This is a genomic window from Maritimibacter sp. 55A14, assembly GCF_003122205.1.
Classification (GTDB): Bacteria; Pseudomonadota; Alphaproteobacteria; order Rhodobacterales; family Rhodobacteraceae; genus QEYE01.
On the sequence record NZ_QEYE01000012.1, the window covers coordinates 112,274 to 133,983 of the forward strand.

Genomic DNA, 21,710 nt, shown 5'->3' on the forward strand with positions numbered 1-21,710 from the left:
GCTCAGACCACCCTGTTGGGCAGGTCCCGGCCGGCGAAGAACGCCTCGGCATTGTCGATGGCGCGCATGCCCATCGCCAGCCGCGTGGTGGCGGTGGCGCTGCCCAGATGCGGGGCCAGCACGACATTCTCGAGCCCGCGCAACTCGTCCCCGACATGCGGCTCGGCCTCGTAGACATCGAGCCCCGCCCCCGCGATCCGCCGCTCCGTCAAAGCCGCCGTCAGCGCGGCCTCGTCCACCACGTCGCCGCGCGCGGTGTTGATGAGATAGCCCGTGGGCTTCATCCGCGCGAGCGCCGCCGCATCGACGATATGCCGTGTCTCCGCCCCGCCCGGACAGTGGAGCGAGACAAAATCCGCAGCTTCCATGACATCGCCCACACTGTCCAGTTGCCGCGCGCCGTAGCGTGCGGCCTCGGCGTCGTCCACCTTCGAGCGGTTGTGGAAGACCACGTCCATGCCGAAGCCGTGATGGCCGCGCTGCGCCATCGCCTTGCCAATGCGCCCGAATCCGATGATCCCCAGCGTGGCACCCGCGACCTGCGCGCCGATCATATGGGTCGGCCGCCAGCCGGCCCAGTTGCCGGACCGCAATTCGCGCTCTCCCTCGCCGATGCGCCTTGCGGCGGCCAGCAGCAGACCCATCGCCAGGTCGGCGGTGGCGTCGGTCAGCACGCCGGGCGTGTTCGTCACCGCGATGCCGGCCTCCCGCGCGGCGGCGGTGTCGATATGGTTGTGACCAACGCCGTAATTGGCCAGCAGCCGCACCCGACGGTCCGGCACCGTGTAGAAATCCGGCGGGATCCGATCCGACACCGTGGGCAGCACCGCGTCATAGTCCTGCGCGGCGGCGATCATTGCGTCCGGACCCAGCGGCGTGTCGTCCTCGTTCAGCGTAACGTCGAAGAGCGCCCGCAGGCGGTCCTCTGCCTTGTCCGGCCAGCGCCGGGTGACGAGTACCCTGGGCCGTTCCGTATCGCTCATGCCACCATGGCCTCCACCGTCTTGCCGAAGGACGAGGGCGTCGGCACGATATGAACCCCCGCCTGCTTGAGGATGTCCACCTTTTCCTGCGCGCTTTCCCCGAAGGCCGAGACGATGGCCCCCGCATGGCCCATCCGCCGGCCCTTGGGCGCCGAAAGCCCCGCGATATAGGCCGCCACCGGCTTCTTCATGCGGTCGCGGATATATTCGGCCGCCTCGGCCTCCTGCGGGCCACCGATCTCGCCCACCAGGACCACCGCGTCGGTGTCCGGGTCCTTCTCGAACATCTCCAGGATGTCGCGGAAGGAAGAGCCGTTGATCGGATCGCCGCCGATGCCCACCGAGGTCGATACGCCGATGCCGTGGTCCTTCATCTGGCTCGCAGCCTCGTAGCCTAGCGTGCCCGACCGGCCGATGATGCCCACCCGTCCAGGCAGGTAGATATGCGGCGGCATCAGCCCTGCGAAAGCCTGGCCGGGACTGATGATGCCTGCGCAGTTCGGGCCGATGAGCCGCATCCGCTTCTCCGCCTTGTAGCGGCGCATGAAGCGTTTCACCCGGATCATGTCCTGGGTGGGGATGCCGTCTGCCACGCAGACGCAGGTGCGGATGCCGCTGTCGGCGCATTCCATGATCGCGTCCGACGCGAAAGGCGGCGGGACAAAACAGATCGCCACCTCGGCGCCGGTCTCGGACACTGCGCCCTTCACCGTGTTGAAGACCGGCAGGCCCAGATGCTTGGTGCCGCCCTTGCCCGGCGTGACCCCGCCGACGACCCGGGTGCCGTACTTGATCATCTCCTCGCTGTGGAAGCTGCCGATCCGGCCGGTCAGCCCCAGCACCAGCACGGGTGTGTTCTTGTTGATGATGATGGCCATGGCGTTATCCTTGCGCGTTCGATTTCCAGGCCGCAACCACCTTTTCGGCGGCCTCGGCAAGCGTGTCGGCGGTGGTGATGTCGAGTTTCGAGTCGGCGAGGATTTTCCGGCCCTCCTCGACATTGGTGCCCGAGAGCCGCACCACCAGCGGGATTTTCAGCTCCAGTTCCCGCACCGCGCGCACCACGCCCTCGGCGATCCAGTCGCAGCGGTTGATGCCGGCGAAGATGTTGACGAGGATTGCCTCCACATTCGGGTCGTTGAGCACCGCCCGGAAGGACTTGAGCACCCGGTCGGGCGACGCCCCGCCGCCGACATCGAGAAAGTTCGCAGGCTCGCCGCCAGCCATCTTGATCATGTCGAGCGTCGCCATCGCCAGCCCGGCACCGTTGACTACGCAGCCGATCTGCCCGTCGAGCCCGATATAGTTCAGGCCGCGGTCGCTGGCATAGGTCTCGCGCGAATCCTCCTGGCTCTTGTCGCGCAGTTCGGAAATTTGCGGACGGCGGAAAAGCGCGTTCTCGTCGAAGGACAGCTTCGCGTCGAGCGCCACGATCTCGCCGGCGCCGGTGACGACCAGCGGATTGATTTCCACCATCGCGGCGTCAAGTTCCTGGAACGCCTTGTAGCAGGCGATCAGCGTCTTGACCGCCTGCGGGATCAGCGCCGGGTCGAGCCCCAGCGAGAACGCGATCTCGCGCGCCTGGAACGCCTCCATCCCCACGGCGGGATCGACCACCGAGCGGATGATGCTGTCGGGCTTCTCGGCCGAGATGTCCTCGATCTCCATCCCGCCCTCGGCGGAGGCCACGACCACGATCCGCTCATCCTTGCGGTCCATGACGAAGCCCAGGTAGATCTCCTGCTGGATATCCGTCGCTTCCTCGACATAGAGTCGGCCCACCAGCTTGCCCTGCGGGCCGGTCTGGTGGGTCACGAGCCGCTTGCCCAGCATCGAGTCCGCGGCCTCCAGCACCTCGCGCTCGGTCGCGCAGATCTTCACACCGCCGGCCTTGCCGCGCGCGCCGGAATGGATCTGCGCCTTGACGACCCAACGCTCGCCCGAAAGCTCCTGCGTGCGGTAGACGGCCTGTTCGGGACTGTAGGCGATGCCGCCGCGCGGCACGTTGACGCCGAAGCCACGCAGCAATTCCTTGGCCTGGTATTCGTGAATGTCCATTCCTGCCCCCTCAGCCCTGTTGCGCCGCGATGGCGTCAGCCACCGCCAGCACGTTCTGCGCCATGCGTTCGCTGGCCGCGTCGATCATCTTGCCATCGAGGCTGGCCGCGCCCTTGCCCTCGGCCTCGGCCGTCTTCAGCTCCTCGATGATACGCCGGGCACGGGTGACTTCCGCCTCGGGCGGCGAGAAGACATCGTTGGCCAGCCCGATCTGGCTGGGATGGATGGCCCATTTCCCCTCGATCCCGAGGGCGGCGGCGCGTTTGGCTGAAGCCACGTATGCGTCGGGATCGGAGAAATCGCCGAACGGCCCGTCGATGGCGCGCAGCCCATAAGCCCGGCAGGCCACGGTCATGCGGCTCAGCGCGAAATGCCACTGGTCACCGGGATAGTCGGGGTTGAGCCCGCCAATCACCACGGTGCGCGCCCGGTTCGAGGCGGCGTAATCCGCGACGCCGAAATGCAGCGCCTCAAGCCGTCCGGGAGCCGCGGCAATCGCCTCGACATTGGCCATGCCGAGCGCGGTCTCGATCAGCGCCTCCAGTCCGATCCGGTGTTCGAACCCCATCGCCTCTTCGATCTGGGAGACCATCGTCTCCACCGTGTAAAGATCGGCCGGCACCCCCACCTTGGGCACCAGAATGGTATCCAGATGCTGGCCCGCCTGTTCGACGATCTCGACCACGTCGCGATACATGTAATGCGTATCCAGCCCGTTGATGCGGATCGACATGGTCTTGCCCTTGGCCTTCCAGTCGATATCGTTCAGCGCCTGGATGATGTTGGCGCGGGCCTTCACTTTATCGGGCGGCGCGACGGCGTCTTCCAGATCGAGGAAGATGTAATCGACGTCCGAGTCGGCAGCCTTTTCGATCATCGACGGGTTCGAGCCCGGCACGGCCAGTTCCGACCGTTGCAGGCGTTGCTTCTTCAGCGGGTGCAGCGTGTAGCTCATGTCAGGGCCTTTCAGGCGGATTTGCGAAAGGGGAGGACTTCGGCGGGGGCCGTGGCGCGGAAATGCTCGATCGCGGCAGCGACGCCCGAGCCCGGCGCGATCCGCGCGCCATTGTCCAGCAGAGCCATCTCCGCGGCCGAGACCGCGGCGCAGAGCATCACCGGGTTGAGCGAGCCCAGATGGCCGATCCGGAAGGCCCGGCCCGCAAGCTGCGCCAGCCCGGTGCCGAGCGAGGTCTGGTATTTCTCATAGGCGGTGCGGATCACGGCAGCGGCGTCCACCCCGTCGGGCGCGTAGATCGCGCTGACCGTGTCGGAGCGCCATTCCGGCCCGCGCGAGACCAGCTCGCACCCATCCCAGGCGGCGACCGCGGCGCGCACGCCTTCGGCCAGGCGCCGGTGCCGGGCCCAGACGTTTTCCATGCCCTCCGCCAGCAGCATGTCTACCGAAACGCGCAGCCCGCGCAGAAGCTGCGTGGCCGGCGTGTAGGGGAAATAGCCCGTGTCGTTGAGCTTGATCATGTCGTCGAAGCTGAAGAAGCAGCGCGGCAGTTTCGCCGTGCGCGACGCCTCCAGCGCCTTCTGGCTGACGCCGAGAACCCCGAGACCGGCGGGCAGCATCAACCCTTTCTGCGAGCCGGAGACCGCGCAATCCACGCCCCAGTCCTCCATCTCGAATTCGATCGAGGCGATGGAGCTGACCCCGTCGACGAAGAGCAGCGCCGGGTGGCCGGCCGCGTCGAGCGCCGCGCGCACAGCGCGCACATCGGACGTCACGCCGGTGGCGGTCTCGTTATGGGTCACGCAGACGGCCTTGATCCGGTGCTCCGTGTCGGCCTTCAGCCGCGCGGCATATTCCTCCACCGGGACGCCCTTGCCCCATTCGACCTCGCAGAGATCGACCTCCAGCCCAAGCCGCTCGGCCATGTCCACCCAGAGATGGGAGAACTGCCCGAAGCGGGACATCAGCACGCGGTCGCCGGGGCTCAGCGTGTTCGACAGGGCCGATTCCCACATGCCCGTGCCCGAGGACGGGAACACGAAGACCCGGCCGCTGCGCGTGCGGAAGACCGGTTTGAGATCCTCCAGTAGCTGAGTGACAAAACCGCCGAAATCCGGCGCGCGCATGTCCTCCATCGGGATGTTCATGGCTTGGCGGACAGGCTCGGGGATGTTGGTGGGGCCGGGAATGAAAAGATGCGTGTATCCGTGCACGGGTCGGGCTCCTTGGCTTGACGTTTCGTCAATTCGACCCCGGCGGAGGCGCGCGCACCACCCCCCGACGGATAGGAAAATGGCCCCATCGGGGGGCCGGATGCACCCCGGCGGGTGGGATGTCCTACCCATGCGGGTGGGCCAAGGCGCGGCTTCGGAAAGTATGCAAATGTATTCCGGTAAAATCTTGAAATTGCGCACTTTTGAATACCGGAACTTCTGTTTCACATAATGGACTTTTCGCCGAATCACCGCGCGCGGAAGGCGGGATTCACGCGGATTCCGCGCGGGTTGCGTCGTTTTTGGCGTTTGGGATCAGGCCGCGGCGTGTTCAAATCGGCGCTCAGCATGGCACCGGGCCGTGCGCCACCGGGGAGACCCATGAAGATCGTCATCGCCTGCAGCCGGAAGCTGATCTGCGACAGTGTGCAACTGATCGTCGCGTCGCTGGACGGCTGCGAGGTGCTGGGCCAGGCAGCGCGGCTCGACGAGGCGCAGGCGCTGATCGCGCGCGCCGGCGGGCCGGTGACGCTGATCGCCGCCGCCCGGCTGGAGGATGGCGACGTCTGCGACCTGATGCGCGCCTGCCGGAAGGCCGGGCATCGGATGCGTACCGTGGTTCTGACCAACGCCAACGAACTGAATTTCGCGCGCGATGCGCTGAAGGCGGGGGCGGCGGCCGTCTGCCTCGTTGATGACATCCATTCCGGCCTGCCGCCGATCCTTCAGACGGTGGAGGAGAACGTCGTCACCATGTCGGCGCCGCTTCTGGCCAGGATCCTTCAGCAGGATGCCGACCGGCTGACAAAGCGCGAGCACGAGATCATGGAGCTGCTGGCCGAGGGGCTGACGAATTTCCAGATATCCGCGCGGCTGGGCCTGTCGCAGAACACGGTGAAGTATTACCTCAAGGCGATCTACCAGAAGCTCGACGTGACCTCGCGCGGGGCGGCGATCGCGAGTTATCTGGCCGGCGAGTACTGAGGCGCGCGCCTCAATGCAGCCGCCCGGCGGCGCGCGGCACCTCGTCTTCTGCCTCCGCCTCGGCGTCGTCCTCTGCCACCGCGGGCACCGCATAGCCCCCGGTCAGCCAGCGGCCCAGGTCCACATCCGCGCAGCGGCGCGAACAGAAGGGCCGGTATTTCGGGTCGGTTTGCTTGGCACAGATCGGGCAGGTCACAGGGGCAGCTCCGTCAGAGGCAGGCGTTCACGTTTCCGTTGCAACTCAAAATGGCCCAGCGGGGTCCAGCCGACAAGGGCGGTCTCCACCGGATCGTCGCGGAAGGCCGCGCGCAGCGCCGCCTCGATGGCGCGCCGGTCCTTGCGGGACGCGGGGGCCATGTCCACCACGATCTGACCGCCCAACCCGCGCAGCCGCAGCGCGCGCGGCAGGGCCTTCGCGGCCGCCAGATCGGCCTTCAGGCCCGCGGCGGGCGAGGTATCGCCGCCGGTATCCACATCCACCGCCACAAGCGCACGCGTGGGCTCCACCGCCATCGAGCCGCCGCCTTGCAGCGGCTCCGGCGCAGCCAGCGCGGCCAGCGCATCGAGCACGCCCTCAGTAGCGAAGGCGCCGGCACGGTCGATCACCGTGTCGGGGTCGGGGTCCACCCAGTCGCGCCAGGCCAGCGTCTCGGCCCCCGGCGCGTCGAGCAGCGCCTCGGGCTCGCGCCCCGCGGCCTCGGCCGCAACCCGCGCGGCCAGCCCCGCCATGGCGGCAATGTCGCCGGCTATGGCCGCCTCCGCCACCTCCGCCGCCGCAGAACGCAGGATCAGCCCGTGACCTTCCGCCGACTCCGCCATCGCCTCATCCGCGATGGCACGAAGGCGCACGCGCTCCTCCTCGTCGTGAATCCTCCGGGCGATATTGAGGCCCGGTGCACCGGGAGTGACGATGGCGTAGCGGCTCTTGAACAGAAGCCGCGTGGTGACCGGCGCGGCCTTGCCCGGCTCGGCCCAGGAATTGACCTGGACCAGCAGCGCGGTGCCGGGCGAAAGCCCCTTGGCCTGCCTCAGATAGCCGCGCTGCCCGCCCGGCAGCCGCAGCGTGACGCCACCCTGCCCCTTCATCTGCCGGTCCGCCACCGCACGGAAGATCGCACCGGGCGCCGGCCCCGCCCCGTCCGGGGGATCGATCAGGAAATCCTCCAGCCGGCCATCGACCATGAGCGCGGCGGCCCGCCGACCGGCGATATGGTCGAGGATGACCGCGCGTCCCTTCAAGACGCCGCCTCGCCCGGCATCGGATAGCCCGCGCCGCGCAACAAATTGGCGGTCTCCGCCAGCGGCAGCCCCACCACCCCGGTGAACGAGCCGCTGATCCAGGGGATGAACGCACCCGCCGCACCCTGTATGCCATAGGCCCCGGCCTTACCCTGCCAGTCGCCAGCGCGCAGATAGGCCGAAAGCTCCTCGTCGGAGAGGCGTTTCATCTTGACCGTGGTCACGACATCGCGCTGCCAGAGCCGGCCGCCCAGTCTCAGCGCGACCGCCGTGATCACCTTGTGGCGGCGGCCGGAGAGTTTCAGCAGGAATTCCGCGGCCTCGCCCGCATCGGCGGGTTTGCCGAGGATGCGCCGGCCCATCGCCACGGTGGTATCCGCGGCCAGCACGAGCTCATCGCCGCCGGCGGCCACCGCCTGCGCCTTCTCTCGCGCAATGCGGATACAATAGGGGCGCGGCAGTTCGTCCGGCTGCGGCGTCTCGTCTATATCGACGGGGCGGATCGCATCGGGCACAATCCCGATCTGGCCCAGCAGCGCGCCGCGCCGCGGGCTGGCAGAACCGAGGACAAGACGCATCCCCGGCTTACTTGAATCGATAGTTGATACGACCCTTCGTGAGGTCGTAGGGCGTCATTTCCACCTGAACCTTGTCGCCTGCCAGAACCCGGATGCGGTTCTTGCGCATCTTGCCTGCCGTGTGCGCGATGATCTCATGGCCGTTCTCAAGCTCGACCCGGAATGTCGCGTTCGGCAGGAGTTCCTTCACGACACCGGGGAATTCGAGCAATTCTTCCTTGGCCATGGTCACTCCATTCTTGATTCCAAACACGCCCCGCGAACGGAGCGCCTGTTAAATGCGCTCATGAGCCGTGTTTTTCAAGGCTTTATCGTCTCGAAATGCGCAACTGTGACGTTGTGGACGCGGGCGGGCTGCGCCGCCCAGTCGCGATGCGTCAGCACCATTCCGTCGCGGCGCGCCAACGCCACCGCAGCCAGATCCACATCGCCATAGACCCAGCCCGGCGCGTCCGGCGCGCCTTCCGCGATCACGCCCGTGGGCGGGAAGCCACGATCGGGCGGGCCGTAGATCGCGGCGGCTCCATGATTGTCATCCACTGCCGGGCACCAGGGCGCAGCGCCCACGGTGGGCGAATGGACGACGACGCATTGACCTTCGAGCGCGCGCGCCATCGCGCCGATGCGCACCCGCCAGTAGCCCGCCAGCGTGTCGGTGCAGGAAGGCACAAGCAGCAGGTCGGCGCCCGCCTCCACCAGCGCGCGGGCTAGAAGCGGAAACTCGCTGTCGTAGCAGATCAGCACGCCGATCCGGCCAAGGTCGGTCTCGAAGAGCGTCAGCGGCCCGCCCGGCACCACCTTCCAGGGATCGGTCTCGAACCGGGTCATGATCTGCTTGTCCTGCGCGGCGCGACGGCCCGCGGGGGTGAAGAGCCGGGCGCGGTTCACCGGCCGGGCCTGCCCGTCGAAGACCGGTGCGCTGGCCGCCAGGATATGGACGCCATGCGCGGCGGCCAGCCGGGCATGGAGCGCATCGGCCGCCGGAACATGACGCGCGACCGCATGCAGCGCGGCCTCCAGATCCGCCGCCGCTTCCGGCCCGTCGAGATGCGCCAGTTCCATCGCGCCGTATTCGGGAAAGACCAGCAGTTCGGCGCCCTGCCCCGCCGCCTCGGCCACCCAGTCGGTGATCTTGGCCTCATACGCGGCCCAGTCGGCCAGCGGATCCATAGGATAGGCGGCGGTCGCGATGCGCATGGCTCAGAGCTTTCTCATCCAGAATTGAAGGGGTTTCTCCGTCTCTGCGGGCTGGTCCACGTCCTTCCAGGAGAACCTCGCCACCGCGCCGTCGAGCGGGGCATAGCCGCGTGCGCGCCAGAACCCGTCGAGCGGCCGGTAGGCAGCCGGGCGCAGCGGGTGATCGGCCGGGCGGACGACGCCGCAGAAGCAGCAATATGTCCGGCCCAGTTCGCGGGCATGGGCCTCGCGCAGGTCGAAGAAGCGGTGGCCCGCGCCCCGGCCACGATACTCCGGCAGCAGGACCGACTCGGCGCAGTAGAAGATATCCTCCAGCACCAGGCCGGTTGCGGCGAAGGCGGCGGCGAAATCCCCGGCGTGATCCTCCAGCGGCGTGCCGGTGGAGGCGCCGACCAGCCGCGCGCCGTCGAAGGCGCCCACCAAAACTGCGCCGGGGCTGTCCCGATAGGTCTCCAGATAGCGCCGCTCATAACCCGTATCGCCGTCATAGAGATAGGGCCAGTCGCGAAACACCGCGATCCTGAGTCCCGCCACATCGTCCAGCGCTGCGTCGAGCGCCGGGCCGGTCAGCCGCCGGAATTCCAGCGTCATAGTGAAACCTGTGCGATCCAGTCTTCGAGGTTGTAATAGGTCGTCACCCGGCTGATCTGCCCGTCGCGCAACTCGAAAAACGCGCCCGCCGGCAGCACATAGGTCTGGCCGCGCGCCTCCGGCAGGTCCTCGTCGGTAGCGAGGTAGGCGCCGTTGACGGTGAATTCCGCCGCCGCGCGCCGGCCCGTGGGTTCGGTCAGGATCACCATATCCGTCAATTCCTCGCGATAGGTTGCGGCCATATGCGCACAGAAATCGCTGAATGCGGATTTCCCGCGGCGGATGCCGCCCTGGTTGACATGGTGTTCCACATCGTCGGTCAACAACGCCAGCATTGCGTCGGTATCGCCTGCGTTGAAGGCGGCGTAATACCGTTCGATCACGTCGCGGCTCATGGCGTCTCCTCCTCGCCGTTACTTTATCTTACTGGCGGGCCGAATCGGGCCAGCATCCGGGTCTTGATCTGGTCGCGTGCCTGCCGATAGGCCGCCAGCTTGTCCTCGCGCCGCTCGCCCAGCCCCGCGGGGTCGATGATCGGCCAGTATTCCACCTCGAGCGCCGAATAGCGGGTCAGTTCCAGCGCCCGGCGCTGCGAGGCCGGGCTGAGCGCAACGATCAGGTCGAACCCGGTCAGGTCGTCACCCCATTCCTGCATCTCGTCAAAGCTGCGCGAGCGGTGGCGCGACAGCTCCACCCCGATCTCGTCGCAGACCGCGACCGCGAAACCGTCCACCTCCATGTCGTTCTTCACCCCGGCGGACTGGACATAGGCGCGATGGCCGTAGAGCGCCTTCATCAGCCCCTCCGCCATCGGCGACCGGATCGCATTGTGGTCGCAACAGAACAGCACCGAGGAGGGGAAGTCTTCCGCCACGCGTCAGCCTCCCTCAGCCGCCGAAATGCAACACGCAGATCAGCGTGAACAACCGCCGCGCAGTGTCGATATCCACATCCACCTTGCCCTCCAGCCGCTCCTGCAGGATGCGCGCACCTTCATTGTGGATGCCCCTGCGGCCCATGTCGATGGCCTCGATCTGGCTGGGCGGCAGTTTCTTCACCGCGTCGAAATAGCTCTCGCAGATCTGGAAGTAGTCCTTCACCACCTGCCGGAAGGGTCCGAGCGACAGGTGGAACTCCGCCGCGGGCGCATCGGCCCCGGTCCGGATGTCGAAGACCAGCCGCCGGTCGCGGATCGCCAGCAAGAGCTTGTAGGGCGGCTGCGGCACCTCGCGCCCGTCGCGGGCGGGCAGCACGAAGCTGTTGTCCTCAAGCAGGTCGAAGATCGCGACCTTGCGCTCCTGCTCGATCTCGGGCGTGGGCACGGGAAGTCCGGCATCGTCGATCTCGACGGAAACCAGATGGGGCGCATCGCTCATGACCCGTCTCCCGCGTTGAGCCGGTCGAGCCGGGCGCGCAGGCTCAGCCCATGCGCCTCCAGGCTCTCCGATTTCGCCAGCCGCTCCGCAGCGGGGCCGATGGCGCCCAGCGCCTCCGGTGTCATCCGCGCGAGCGTCGTGCGCTTCATGAAATCGAGCACCGAGAGACCGGAGGAGAACCGCGCCGAACGCGCGGTCGGCAGGACATGGTTCGGACCGCCCACGTAATCGCCGATCGCCTCCGGCGTCCATTGCCCCAGGAAGATCGCGCCGGCATGGCGAACCTTCGCGGCCAGCGCGTCCGCATCGGCCACCATGATCTCCAGATGCTCGGGCGCGATCCGGTCCGACAGTGCCGCCGCCTCGTCCATGTCGCGCACCGTGATGACTGCGCCATGCGCGGCCCAGCTTGCCCCCGCGATGGTGCGCCGCTCCAGCGTCTCCAGCCGTGCCTCGACCGCCCGCACCACGGACTGGCCGAAAGCCGCGTCGTCGGTAATCAGGATCGACTGCGCGCTTTCGTCGTGTTCCGCCTGGCTGAGCAGGTCGAGAGCGATCCAGTCCGGGTCATTCGCCGCATCGGCGATCACCAGCACCTCGGAAGGGCCCGCGATCATGTCGATCCCCACCTGCCCGAAGACCCGCCGCTTGGCCGCCGCGACATAGGCGTTGCCGGGACCGGTGATCTTGTCAACCGGCGCGATTGTGGCGGTGCCATAGGCCATCGCCGCGATGGCCTGCGCCCCGCCGATGCGATAGATCGTCTCCACCCCTGCGAGCCGCGCCGCCAGCAACACCAGCGGATTGGCCTTTCCGTCGGGCGTCGGCGCGCAAATCACCAGCCGCTCGACACCCGCAACCTGCGCGGGGATCGCGTTCATCAGCACTGAGGACGGGTAGGAAGCCAGCCCGCCGGGCACATAGAGCCCGGCCGCGGAAACCGGCGTCCAGCGCCAGCCCAGCGTTGCGCCCACATCATCCGTCCAGCGCGCGTCCTGCGGCCTCTGGCGTTCGTGATAGGCGCGGATGCGCCGGGCGGCCTCTTCCAGCGCGGCGCGCTCGTCGGCGGGCACCTTCGCCACTTCCGCCTCGATCTCCTCGGGCGTGAAGGCCATGTGCTCCGGCGTCAGCTCCAGCCGGTCGAATCGCGCCGTCAGTTCCAGCACGGCGGCGTCGCCGCGGCGCCGCACATCCTCGATGATCCCGGCGACCGCGGCATCGACGTCGGACTCGGCATCGCGGCGGGCGGCGAGGAAGGCGTCGAACCGGGACGCGAAGTTCGGGCCGGATGTATCCAGAAAATGGGGCATCGGCATGCTTTCTGCGGTGTTTTCGTCGGTCTAGAGAGATTTCGCGCCGGAATAAACCACCCAGATGCCGCGGCTGCAATATTGCGCAGCAGCGGTTTGCCCCGTTTGCCCTGGATTAAAGCATGTTGCACAATCGAAACCACCACGCCCCGACCCCAGAGCCGGAGGGCAGAGAAATCCAAATGGCGCTACACGCTTGCCTTATCCTGATCCCGCCACTTGCGCGAAGAAAGAGCCACTGGGCGCCACGCCATTCATGGCGTGCAGTGGCGGTGGCTGGATCGTCACGGGCTTGGTCGTCGGGGACCGTTTCAGAGTGTAATCAGCCATCGTCTTCGCATGGGGCCTGAACGGATCGCAGCGCACCGCGGCCCCGCGCCGGCGCAGGATCATGTGTCAGGATGGTCCGGGGCGCGGCCCGAAGGCGCCACGTAGGGCCGCGTCACGTCGCGCAGGGTCACGTCGATACATTCCACGTCCAGCGCCACCGCGCCGTCGCCCGCCAGCGTCAGGACCAACCGCCCGGTGCCGTCGGCACCGGGCTCGAAACCGATCGACAGAAGCGACAGGACCAGGTCGGCATCGCGCCGGTCCACGCCCTGCACGGCGACCTTGAGCACATCCTCGACCACCAGAAGGCTCTGCACCCGCTCGAACTTGCGGTGCTGCTTCTCGGCGCGCTCGCGGTCTTCCCAGCGGAACCGGTTTATCAGAACGGCGAAACGGCGCGCGCCGCTCTGCCAGGTCATTTCCGAGACCGGGAAAACGGCATCCTGCGCGAGGCTGGAAATCACCGTCAGGTCGTCGGTGTCCAGCGCCTTGAGGTTGAGCGGCGCCTCTGTCCCGTCCTCGAACCGCGCATCCTTGCCGGTCATTCGGCCACCCTCTCGATCGTGGCGCCCACCGCGCCCAGCTTCTGCTCCACGCTCTCGTAGCCGCGGTCGAGGTGATAGACCCGGCGCACCACGGTCTCGCCCTCGGCCGCAAGCGCCGCGAGGATCAGCGACACCGAGGCCCGCAGGTCCGTGGCCATCACCGGCGCCCCCTTCAGTCGCTCCACCCCGGTCACGCGCGCGGTGCCGCCATGCACGTCGATCCGCGCGCCCATCCGCATCAGTTCGGGCGCGTGCATGAAACGGTTCTCGAAGATCGTCTCCTCCAGCGTACTCACGCCCTCGGCGGTGCACAGAAGCGCCATCATCTGCGCCTGAAGGTCGGTCGGGAAGCCCGGAAACGGCTCGGTCGTCACATCGACCGCCGAAACGCGGCCGTTGCGGCGGCTCACTTTCAGGCCGCGCTCCGTCGTCTCGACCCCGATGCCTGCGGCGTCCAGGCGTTCGGCGAACGCGCCAACCAGGTCGAGCCGGCCGCCCAGGCATTCGACCTCGCCCCCGGTGATCGCGGGCGCCAGCATGTAGGTGCCCAATTCGATCCGGTCGACGACCACCGGATGCGTGGCGCCGCCCAGGCTTTCCACGCCCTGAACGGTGATCGTGTCGGTGCCCGCGCCCTCGATCTGCGCGCCCATCGCGTTGAGGCAGGACGCGAGATCGGCGATTTCGGGCTCCCGCGCGGCGTTGCGCAAAACGGTCGTGCCGCGCGCCAGTGTGGCGGCCATCAGCACGTTCTCCGTCGCCCCGACCGAGACCAGCGGAAACTCGAACTCCGCCCCTTTCAGCCCGCCGGGTGCCTTCGCGTGAACATAGCCGTCGCGCAGCTCCAGCTCGGCGCCCAGCGCCTCCAGTCCCCGGAGATGCAGATCCACCGGCCGCGCCCCGATGGCGCAGCCGCCGGGCAGCGACACCTCGGCATGGCCGTAACGCGCCAGCAGCGGCCCCAGCACCAGGATCGAGGCCCGCATCTTGCGCACGATGTCGTAATCCGCGCGCATGCTGGAAATTTCATGCGAGCTAAGAGCCAGCACCTTGCCGCCCTGAAGCGCCGAAACCTCCGCCCCCAGCGATTGCAGCAGCGTCGTCATTGTGCCGATGTCCGAGAGCCGCGGCGCGTTGGTCAGCGTCAGCGGCCCGTCGGTGAGAAGGGTCGCGGGCATCAGGGTCAGACAGGCGTTCTTGGCGCCCGCGATGGGGATCGACCCCGACAGGGGCGCGCCGCCCCGGATGACGATGGAATCCATATGTGCTGTCCTGCCTCAGTCCTTGTCGCCGGCGGATTTCCGGACCCGCGCCTGTGCCTTGCGCCGTCCCAGATTGGCCTTGAGCGCCGCCTTCAGCCGCTCCTCGCGCGTTTCCGCGGGCTTCGGCCGGCCCTTGCCGCGATCATCCGGTTTCAGGGGTTTGCTGTCCATGCGCCCTTCCTAGCGCAGGGCGCGCAAAGGGTCCAGATTGCGCTTGCATAGGGGCCTGATTGCACTTAAACGCACCGGCACGAAAAGGGCTGCCGTAGCTCAGGGGTAGAGCACTCCCTTGGTAAGGGAGAGGTCGAGAGTTCAAATCTCTCCGGCAGCACCATCTCAGCCAAGGCCCTGACGCCCCGTATGGGGAAGTAAAGCAGCGCCTAATCCCCCCATTCCCAAGGCCGAACGAAATTGCCCAGGCAGTGCGACACGGCCTCCTCATCGACATCCGGCGACGTGCGGCGCAGCCGCGCGACCAGGCCGCGTTTCTTGCTCTCGTAGACTTCAGTGACCTCGGCGGCGAGGCCGGCTTCAGCCAGGGCGGCGTTGTAGACGCGGCGCACCGCCAGCTTGCGCAGCTCGTTCTTGAGGATCTTGCCCACCGCGGTCTTGGGCAATTCGTCCAGGATCTCCACATGCTTGGGTACCGCGGCGCGTTCGGGCACGTGCTCCTCGGCGAATGTCTGCAACTCGGCGGCATCTGCAGTGGCCCCCGTCACCATCTCCACATACGCGCAGGGCAATTCGCCCGCGAAGGCGTCGGGCTGGCCGATGGCGCCGACGAAGGCCACCTGCGGATGGGCCGCCAGCGCTTCCTCGATGATCGCCGGGTCGATATTGTGGCCGCTGCGGATGATCAGGTCCTTCGCGCGGCCGGTGATCCAGATATAGCCGTCCTCGTCGATGCGTCCCAGGTCGCCGGTGCGCAGCCATTTACCGTCGGCATAGAGCCCTTTGTTCTTGTCTGGCTCCATATAGGTATTGCCGACATAGACGCCGGGATTGGAGACGCAGATCTCCGCCACTTCGTCGACGCCCGCCTCGCGCTTCACGTTCCCGTCCGCGTCGCAATCGAGGATGCGCACATCGGTATAGGGGAAGGGCAACCCGACCGAGCCGACCTTCTTCTGCCCGTCATAGGGGTTGATGGAGACCAGGCAGGTCGCCTCGGTCATGCCGTAGCCTTCGAGGATCGCAACCCCGGTGGCGTCTTGGAAGCGGTTGAAAAGTTCCACCGGCAGTGCCGCCGACCCGCAGAGCGCGGTCTTCAGGCTCGACACGTCCGCATCCACCTTGCGCTGCATCAGCGCCGAGACCGCGGTGGGAACGGTGACCATGAAGGTCGCGCCCCAGCGCTCGATCAGCTTCCAGAAATTATCGAACACGCCCTCGCCGCGATAACCGGCCGGCGTCGGCAGCACCAGATGCGCACCGGAGGCGACGCAGGTCATCAGGATCGGATAGGCGGCGAAGACATGAAAAAGCGGCAGCGGGCAGAGCATCACATCGTCGGGGCCGATGATGATCTCCGAGGCGCACCAGCCGTTGTAGATCATGCCGGAATATTTGTGCTGCGCCACCTTCGGAATGCCGGTCGTGCCGCCGGTATGGAAACAGGCCGCAACGCGGTCCTCGTAGGCATCCGTGAAGTCCAGAACATCCGCCCTGTGCTTGGCGAGCTCGGTGTTGAAGCCCAGTACGCGGGCCTTGTGCGTGGCCTCGACCTTCGGTCGGATGAGCGGCACGATCCAGGATTTCGGCGGGCTGAGATAGCGGTTGAGGTCGATTTCCAGGATGGTCTCGACATCGGGCGCGAGCGCGGCGGCCTCGGCGGCCTTCTGCGCCACGTCGGTCTTGGGAAAGCCCTTGAGCGTGACCAGAACCTTGGCCTTGGTCTCACGCAACACGCCGGCGATGTGCTTTGCCTCCAGAAGCGGGTTGATCGGGTTGACGATCCCGGCCACCGCGCCGCCCAGAAGGGTGATCACGGTCTCGTTGCAATTGGGCAGCATGTAGGCCACCACATCCGTCTCGCCGATGCCAAGGCTGCGGAACATGTTGGCGGCCTGCGTGACCTTGCCCTGCAACTGCCGCCAGGTCAGCGTCTCGGCCCGGTCGCCGGAGCCCGAGAGGATCTGGAAAGAGACGGCCTTGTTGTCGGGATGCCGGTCAGCGATGCGGCCGACGAACTGATACATCGTCGTGGCAAGCTGGCGCTCCTCCCAGGGCACATCGCCCTCGATCGCGCGCTTGTCCGCCAGCGTGGCAAATTTCGCCATTTCGTCCTCCCCTAGTGCCGTCTGTCTCCGCGGCATTCTTCACCTGGTTCAGCCGAAAATGCGTAGAAAGCGCGCGCCGCGCAAGTGTTACGCTGCGAAACCGCTCGCATGGCGCGGCATCGGCGCCCTTGTGCCCCGAAATCCCACCGGGCAGGCTGGGGCCGGGCGCAGGCCGCGCCCGATGCGACAGCCGGGGAACGCCGCAACATGCCGCCCAGCGAAAACGGACGGAGAGATCATGGCGGGCTCAGCCGCGCGGGCCTTCTGGCCGGGCCGGTCTGCGCCGGGCTGATGCTGCTGGCCGGTCCGCCCGGCGCGCTCGACCTCGCCGCCTGGCGCATGGCCGCACTCACCGCCTGGATGGTGATCTGGTGGTTGACCGAAGCGGTGCCGCTGCCCGCCACGGCACTGCTGCCGCTGGTGCTGCTGCCGCTCCTGGGCATCCGCGGCGCGGCCGCAACCGCGGAAAGCTATGCCAGCCCGTTGCTCTTTCTTTTCCTGGGCGGTTTCATGCTGGCCGCGGCGGTACAGCGGGTGGGCCTGCACCGCCGCATCGCGCTGCGCATCGTGGGTGTCGTCGGCACCTCGCCCGCACGGATCGTGCTGGGCTTCATGCTGGCCACGGCCTTCCTGTCGATGTGGATATCCAACACCGCCACGGCGATCATGATGTATGCGGTGGCGCTCTCTGTGATCGGCTTCGTCGGGCGGCGGACGCCGGATCCGCGCGCGCGCCGCAATTTCGGCGTCGCGCTGATGCTCGGCGTGGCCTACAGCGCCTCGATCGGCGGGGTGGGCACGCTGATCGGCACGCCGCCCAACGCCATGCTCGCCAGCTTCCTGCAGGCCGGGCACGGCATCGAGATCGGCTTCGCACGCTGGATGCTGATCGGCCTGCCCGTCGTGGTTGTCATGCTGCCCGCCGCCTGGCTGTTGCTGACGCGGGTGGCTTTTCCACTGGGCGCGTTGCACCTCGAAGACCCCGGCGCCATGCTGGCCGAGGAGACGCGCGCGCTGGGGCCGCCCGGCGCGGGCGAACGGTTGGTCGGCGCGGTCTTCCTGCTGGCCGCGGCGGGATGGATGCTGCGCGCCCCGATTGCCGACCTGACCGGCCTGCCCATCGACGACACGATGATCGCCATCGCCGCCGCGCTGCTTCTCTTCGCATTACCGATCCCCGGCGGGGAGGGGCTGCGCGCGCTCGACTGGGAGGCCGCGCGGACGCTGCCCTGGGGTATCCTGATCCTCTTCGGGGGCGGGCTCGCGCTGGCCGACGGGTTCGACGCCTCAGGCCTGGCCGCAGCCATCGGCGGTGCGGCGAGCGGGCTCGATGCCAGCCCGCTTTTCCTGATGCTCGCGGTGCTGGCGACCATCGTCTTCCTGACCGAGATCACCTCCAACACCGCCTCCACCGCGACCTTCCTGCCGATCCTTGCCGCCGTCGCCGCCGGCTTGCAGATCGACGTTCTGGCGCTGACTGTCCCGGTCGCGCTGGGGGCCTCGATGGCCTTCATGATGCCGATTGCGACCCCGCCCAATGCCATCGTCTTCGCCTATAAGGAGATGGAGATCCGCGACATGGTCCATGCCGGTTTCGCGCTGAACCTCGCCGCGATCGCGATCGCCTATGCCGCCATCGGGGCGCTGGGCGGTCCGGTGCTGGGGATCGCGTTCTGAGCGCGCGGCTATTCCGCCGCGAGCCCCTCGGTAAACTGGAGCCGCGCCAGCCGCGCATAGAGCCCGCCATCGGCCACCAACGCGTCATGGGTGCCTTCGGCGACGATCCGGCCCTGGTCGAAGACGACGATCCGGTCGGCCTTCTTCACCGTGGCCAGCCGGTGCGCGACAATGAGCGTCGTGCGCTCGCGCGCCAGCCGTTCCACCGCGTTCTGGACCGCGCGTTCCGATTCCGCGTCGAGCGCCGATGTCGCCTCGTCCAGCAGCAGCACGGGCGCGTCGCGCAGGATCGCGCGGGCAATCGCAATGCGCTGCTTCTGCCCGCCCGAGAGCATCACGCCGCGCTCGCCCACGTAGCTGTCATAGCCCTCCGGCAGCGTCGTCAGGAAATCATGCGCGGCGGCGGCGCGCGCGGCTTCCTCCACCTCGGCGTCGCTGGCATCGGGGCGGCCGAAACGGATATTCTCGCGCGCCGAGGCCGCGAAGATCACCGGATCCTGCGGGACCAGCGCCATGTGGCGGCGGAACGTGTCGCGTGTCACGTCGCGCAGATCGGTCCCGTCGAGTGTCACGCGCCCTGAAACCGGATCGTAGAAGCGCAGCAGAAGCTGGATGATTGTCGTCTTGCCCGCGCCCGACGGGCCGACCAGTGCCACGGTCTCGCCCGGCGCGACGGTCAGGCTGATGCCGTGCAGCGCGGGCGCGTCGGGGCGCGAGGGGTAGTGGAAGGTGACGTCCTCGAAGGCGATTGCGCCGGCCACGGGCGTGGGCAGCGCGCGCGGCGCTTCCGGGTCGCGCACGCTATCGCGGACGCGCAGCAGTTCGGCCAGTCGCTCGGTCGCGCCGGCGGCGCGCTGCAACTCGCCCCAGATTTCCGAGAGCGCGGCTACCCCGCCCGCCACCATCACCGCGTAGATGACGAACTGCACCAATTCGCCCGGCGACATCACCCCGGCCTGCACGTCGCGCGCGCCCATCCAGAGCACCCCCACCACGCCCGAGAAGACCAGGAAGATCACGATCGCGGTCATCGCCGCGCGGGTCCGCACCCGGCGCAGTGCCACGTCGAAGGATTTCTCGGTCACCGCGTCGAACTGCGCGCGGCTGGGCGCCTCGTGCGTGAAAGCCTGCACGGTCTGCACCGACAGAAGCGCCTCCGACGCGTTGCCGGAGCTTTGCGCGATCCAGTCCTGATTCTCGCGGCTCAGCACCCGCAGGCGGCGGCCCAGCAGGATGATAGGCACGATCACCAGCGGCACGATCAGAAGCACCATGCCGGTCAGTTTGGCGCTGGTCACAAGCATCAGCGCGAGCCCGCCCAGGAAGATCAGCAGGTTGCGCAGCGCGATCGAGACCGACGAGCCAATCACCGACAGGATCAGCGTGGTGTCGGTGGTGATCCGCGAGAGCACCTCGCCGGTCATCAGGCGCTCGTAGAAGGCGGGACTCATGAAGACCATCCGCGCGAAGACCGCCTTGCGGATATCGGCCACCACCCGTTCGCCCAGGCGCGTCACCAGGTAGTAGCGCAGCGCCGTGCCCAGCGCGAGCAAGCCCGCGATGCCCAGCGCCGCGGCGAAATACTGGTCGAGCAGGACCGCCTCGCCGGCGCCGAACCCGTCCACCACGCGGCGCACCGCCATCGGCAGCACCAAAGATACCGTAGCGGTCAGCACCAGCGCCGCCAGTGCCGCTGCGACCAGTCCGCGATAGGGCGCGATGAACGGCATCAGCGCCGCGAGCGCACCGATCCTTCGGGAACTCTCGCGCTCATCGATTGCGGATTGCGTCCGTCTGACCATGTGCTGCCCCTTGCGCGTTTGGCCCCAATTAGGCCAGCAGGCGACCGCGCACAAGCCCGCGGTGGCTCGAAGCGGCGGCGCGCCCCGGCCGGGGCCGAGTACGGGGACAGGGACGCAAGCGGAAGATGGAGCGGGTAGCGGGAATCGAACCCGCACGACTAGCTTGGAAGACACGTGTGCTTACCTTGAAAAAGGTATGATTATCAATCATATATCCAAGATATATTTGCGCTTCTGCAGGTAATGTGTCGGAAATTAATTCTTGGAGCGGGTAGCGGGAATCGAACCCGCACGACTAGCTTGGAAGGCTAGGGCGCTACCATTACACCATACCCGCGCACAGCCCTGAACTGATATGACAGACGAAATCTGAGGTCAAGTAAACGCCCATTACGGTCACTTGAGCTTCGACGCACGCCGCATCGCAGTTCCTCTGGACCGGCCGTACGCGCTTGCCGCAGCGAAAATCTTCGCCAATGTCGGCATCGCGCAGACGAAGTTGCCATGCCGCCACCCGGTTGGCGGTGGTAATTCTCGAAGTTGGTGGTAGCTTGCGTGGGCAAACGGAGAACTGCCCATGACATTGGAAATCTGGACGATTTACGCCGCAACGGTGCTTGCGTTGATGAGCACACCCGGGCCGAGCCAGCTTCTTATGTTGTCCAATAGCAGTGCGCACGGGCTTCGAAGGTCATTCTCAACAGCGGCAGGCGATCTCTCAGCAAATGCTCTGCAAATGCTGGCAGCAGGTTTGGGTTTGGCCGCGATCATCGCGACTTCGGGTGCCGCACTAGCAATCATTAAGTGGGCTGGCGTAGCTTACCTGATTTGGCTTGGTATCCGCATGATAAGAAAAGCAAAACCAGATGACCCCGGGGGCAGAGTTGCGCAACGCAACGTGCCGCTCGGCAATCTCTGGGCGCAAGGATTTCTTACGTCGGCAGCCAACCCAAAAGCTGTTGTCTTCTTCGCAGCCCTTTTCCCGCAGTTCATATCTGCTGACCACTCGTTCTGGCCTCAGTTTCTCATTCTGTCCGCGACCTACATCATCATGGATGGTCTGTTTCTTTCGGCCTACGGGGCCGGAGCAAGTTGGATCGCGGCTCGTTTCAAAGGAACGGCGAAAGTCTGGCTCGAACGCATCGGGGGCAGCTTCATGATCTTTGCGGCGATCTTGTTGGGTTTAAAGTCGGTCTCGCGATAGTAGTCAGTTTGAGCTCGGAGCGGGTCTGCGGCGGTACGGAAAGCCGTTTGCCCCCTCCCAGGCCGCACCACTGACGCGCCCGGCCCAAAGCGGACACTGGCCATGTGGTCGGACGCCGCGTTGCAG

Annotated in this window: 23 protein-coding genes and 2 tRNA genes; 4 read left to right on the plus strand and 21 right to left on the minus strand. The window is 67.1% G+C overall.

Translation table 11 applies throughout. The features are described from left to right. Window positions 1–2: 2 nt before the first annotated feature. From DDZ14_RS12015 to DDZ14_RS12035, 5 genes are read right to left on the minus strand one after another with little or no spacing between them, the layout of a single operon-like run. Window positions 3–983, minus strand: coding sequence for a D-glycerate dehydrogenase (locus DDZ14_RS12015; RefSeq protein WP_109425226.1), 981 nt, complete (start codon window positions 981–983; stop codon window positions 3–5). Next, on the minus strand, window positions 980–1,861 hold the full coding sequence (gene sucD, locus DDZ14_RS12020) for a succinate--CoA ligase subunit alpha (RefSeq protein ID WP_109425227.1): 882 nt from the start codon (window positions 1,859–1,861) through the stop codon (window positions 980–982). Before sucD ends, DDZ14_RS12015 begins: the two co-directional genes overlap by 4 nt. 4 nt (window positions 1,862–1,865) lie before the next feature. After that, window positions 1,866–3,041: a malate--CoA ligase subunit beta gene (locus DDZ14_RS12025; protein ID WP_109425228.1), complete on the minus strand. Its 1,176-nt coding sequence runs from the start codon at window positions 3,039–3,041 to the stop codon at window positions 1,866–1,868. A 10-nt stretch (window positions 3,042–3,051) separates the two neighbouring features. Further along, complete coding sequence (locus tag DDZ14_RS12030) at window positions 3,052–3,996, minus strand: CoA ester lyase (RefSeq protein ID WP_109425229.1); 945 nt, start codon at window positions 3,994–3,996, stop codon at window positions 3,052–3,054. 11 nt (window positions 3,997–4,007) lie between these two features. Then, window positions 4,008–5,210, minus strand: a complete 1,203-nt coding sequence (locus DDZ14_RS12035) for an aminotransferase class V-fold PLP-dependent enzyme (protein ID WP_109425230.1) — start codon at window positions 5,208–5,210, stop codon at window positions 4,008–4,010. Between the two features lie 381 nt (window positions 5,211–5,591). Between DDZ14_RS12035 and DDZ14_RS12040 the strand changes: the two genes are divergently transcribed. Beyond that, entirely contained in the window at window positions 5,592–6,194 is a 603-nt protein-coding gene (locus DDZ14_RS12040) for a response regulator transcription factor (protein ID WP_158275516.1), read from the plus strand. A gap of 10 nt (window positions 6,195–6,204) precedes the next feature. Here the strand turns inward: DDZ14_RS12040 and DDZ14_RS12045 are convergent, their stop codons facing one another. The 13 genes from DDZ14_RS12045 to DDZ14_RS19890 form a co-directional block, all read right to left on the minus strand. Next, a complete protein-coding gene (locus DDZ14_RS12045; protein WP_109425232.1) occupies window positions 6,205–6,390 on the minus strand; it encodes a DNA gyrase inhibitor YacG in 186 nt (61 codons plus the stop codon). After that, window positions 6,387–7,433, minus strand: a complete 1,047-nt coding sequence (locus tag DDZ14_RS12050; protein ID WP_109425233.1) for a ribonuclease E/G — start codon at window positions 7,431–7,433, stop codon at window positions 6,387–6,389. The genes DDZ14_RS12045 and DDZ14_RS12050 overlap by 4 nt, the downstream gene beginning before the upstream one ends. Next, entirely contained in the window at window positions 7,430–8,011 is a 582-nt protein-coding gene (locus DDZ14_RS12055; protein ID WP_109425234.1) for a nucleoside triphosphate pyrophosphatase, read from the minus strand. Before DDZ14_RS12055 ends, DDZ14_RS12050 begins: the two co-directional genes overlap by 4 nt. A gap of 7 nt (window positions 8,012–8,018) precedes the next feature. Next, window positions 8,019–8,237, minus strand: a complete 219-nt coding sequence (infA, locus tag DDZ14_RS12060; RefSeq protein WP_007205486.1) for a translation initiation factor IF-1 — start codon at window positions 8,235–8,237, stop codon at window positions 8,019–8,021. Window positions 8,238–8,311: 74 nt separating this feature from the next. Next, a complete protein-coding gene (locus DDZ14_RS12065) occupies window positions 8,312–9,208 on the minus strand; it encodes a carbon-nitrogen hydrolase family protein (protein ID WP_109425235.1) in 897 nt (298 codons plus the stop codon). Window positions 9,209–9,211: 3 nt separating this feature from the next. Next, window positions 9,212–9,799: a GNAT family N-acetyltransferase gene (locus DDZ14_RS12070; protein ID WP_109425236.1), complete on the minus strand. Its 588-nt coding sequence runs from the start codon at window positions 9,797–9,799 to the stop codon at window positions 9,212–9,214. Then, window positions 9,796–10,194, minus strand: a complete 399-nt coding sequence (locus tag DDZ14_RS12075) for a ketosteroid isomerase-related protein (protein ID WP_109425237.1) — start codon at window positions 10,192–10,194, stop codon at window positions 9,796–9,798. Before DDZ14_RS12075 ends, DDZ14_RS12070 begins: the two co-directional genes overlap by 4 nt. 23 nt (window positions 10,195–10,217) lie before the next feature. Next, window positions 10,218–10,673 (minus strand): low molecular weight phosphatase family protein, encoded by a 456-nt coding sequence (locus tag DDZ14_RS12080; protein ID WP_109425238.1) that lies wholly within the window; start codon window positions 10,671–10,673, stop codon window positions 10,218–10,220. A gap of 13 nt (window positions 10,674–10,686) precedes the next feature. Then, window positions 10,687–11,175, minus strand: coding sequence for a UPF0262 family protein (locus DDZ14_RS12085; RefSeq protein WP_109425239.1), 489 nt, complete (start codon window positions 11,173–11,175; stop codon window positions 10,687–10,689). Next, window positions 11,172–12,485: a histidinol dehydrogenase gene (hisD, locus tag DDZ14_RS12090; protein ID WP_109425260.1), complete on the minus strand. Its 1,314-nt coding sequence runs from the start codon at window positions 12,483–12,485 to the stop codon at window positions 11,172–11,174. The genes DDZ14_RS12085 and hisD overlap by 4 nt, the downstream gene beginning before the upstream one ends. Window positions 12,486–12,874: 389 nt before the next feature. Next, window positions 12,875–13,360, minus strand: a complete 486-nt coding sequence (locus tag DDZ14_RS12095) for a DUF2948 family protein (RefSeq protein WP_109425240.1) — start codon at window positions 13,358–13,360, stop codon at window positions 12,875–12,877. Next, window positions 13,357–14,622 (minus strand): UDP-N-acetylglucosamine 1-carboxyvinyltransferase, encoded by a 1,266-nt coding sequence (gene murA / locus DDZ14_RS12100; protein WP_109425241.1) that lies wholly within the window; start codon window positions 14,620–14,622, stop codon window positions 13,357–13,359. Before murA ends, DDZ14_RS12095 begins: the two co-directional genes overlap by 4 nt. A 15-nt stretch (window positions 14,623–14,637) precedes the next feature. Beyond that, window positions 14,638–14,793 carry a hypothetical protein gene (locus tag DDZ14_RS19890; protein ID WP_199221338.1) on the minus strand — a complete coding sequence of 52 codons (156 nt, stop codon included), beginning with the start codon at window positions 14,791–14,793 and terminating at the stop codon, window positions 14,638–14,640. Window positions 14,794–14,881: 88 nt separating this feature from the next. Here DDZ14_RS19890 and DDZ14_RS12105 point away from each other — a divergent pair. Further along, window positions 14,882–14,956 (plus strand) — tRNA-Thr (locus DDZ14_RS12105). A gap of 46 nt (window positions 14,957–15,002) precedes the next feature. Here the strand turns inward: DDZ14_RS12105 and DDZ14_RS12110 are convergent. Further along, a complete protein-coding gene (locus DDZ14_RS12110; RefSeq protein WP_109425242.1) occupies window positions 15,003–16,901 on the minus strand; it encodes an acyl-CoA synthetase in 1,899 nt (632 codons plus the stop codon). A gap of 207 nt (window positions 16,902–17,108) precedes the next feature. On the opposite strand from DDZ14_RS12110, the gene DDZ14_RS12115 reads away from it, so the two are divergent. Next, complete coding sequence (locus DDZ14_RS12115) at window positions 17,109–18,578, plus strand: DASS family sodium-coupled anion symporter (RefSeq protein WP_109425243.1); 1,470 nt, start codon at window positions 17,109–17,111, stop codon at window positions 18,576–18,578. An 8-nt stretch (window positions 18,579–18,586) separates the two neighbouring features. Here DDZ14_RS12115 and DDZ14_RS12120 read toward each other — a convergent pair whose 3' ends face one another. Continuing rightward, complete coding sequence (locus DDZ14_RS12120; RefSeq protein ID WP_109425244.1) at window positions 18,587–20,380, minus strand: ABC transporter transmembrane domain-containing protein; 1,794 nt, start codon at window positions 20,378–20,380, stop codon at window positions 18,587–18,589. Window positions 20,381–20,643: 263 nt separating this feature from the next. After that, a tRNA-Gly gene (locus tag DDZ14_RS12125) sits at window positions 20,644–20,717 on the minus strand. 240 nt (window positions 20,718–20,957) lie between these two features. Here DDZ14_RS12125 and DDZ14_RS12130 point away from each other — a divergent pair. Beyond that, complete coding sequence (locus DDZ14_RS12130; RefSeq protein WP_109425245.1) at window positions 20,958–21,584, plus strand: LysE family translocator; 627 nt, start codon at window positions 20,958–20,960, stop codon at window positions 21,582–21,584. Window positions 21,585–21,710: the final 126 nt, after the last annotated feature.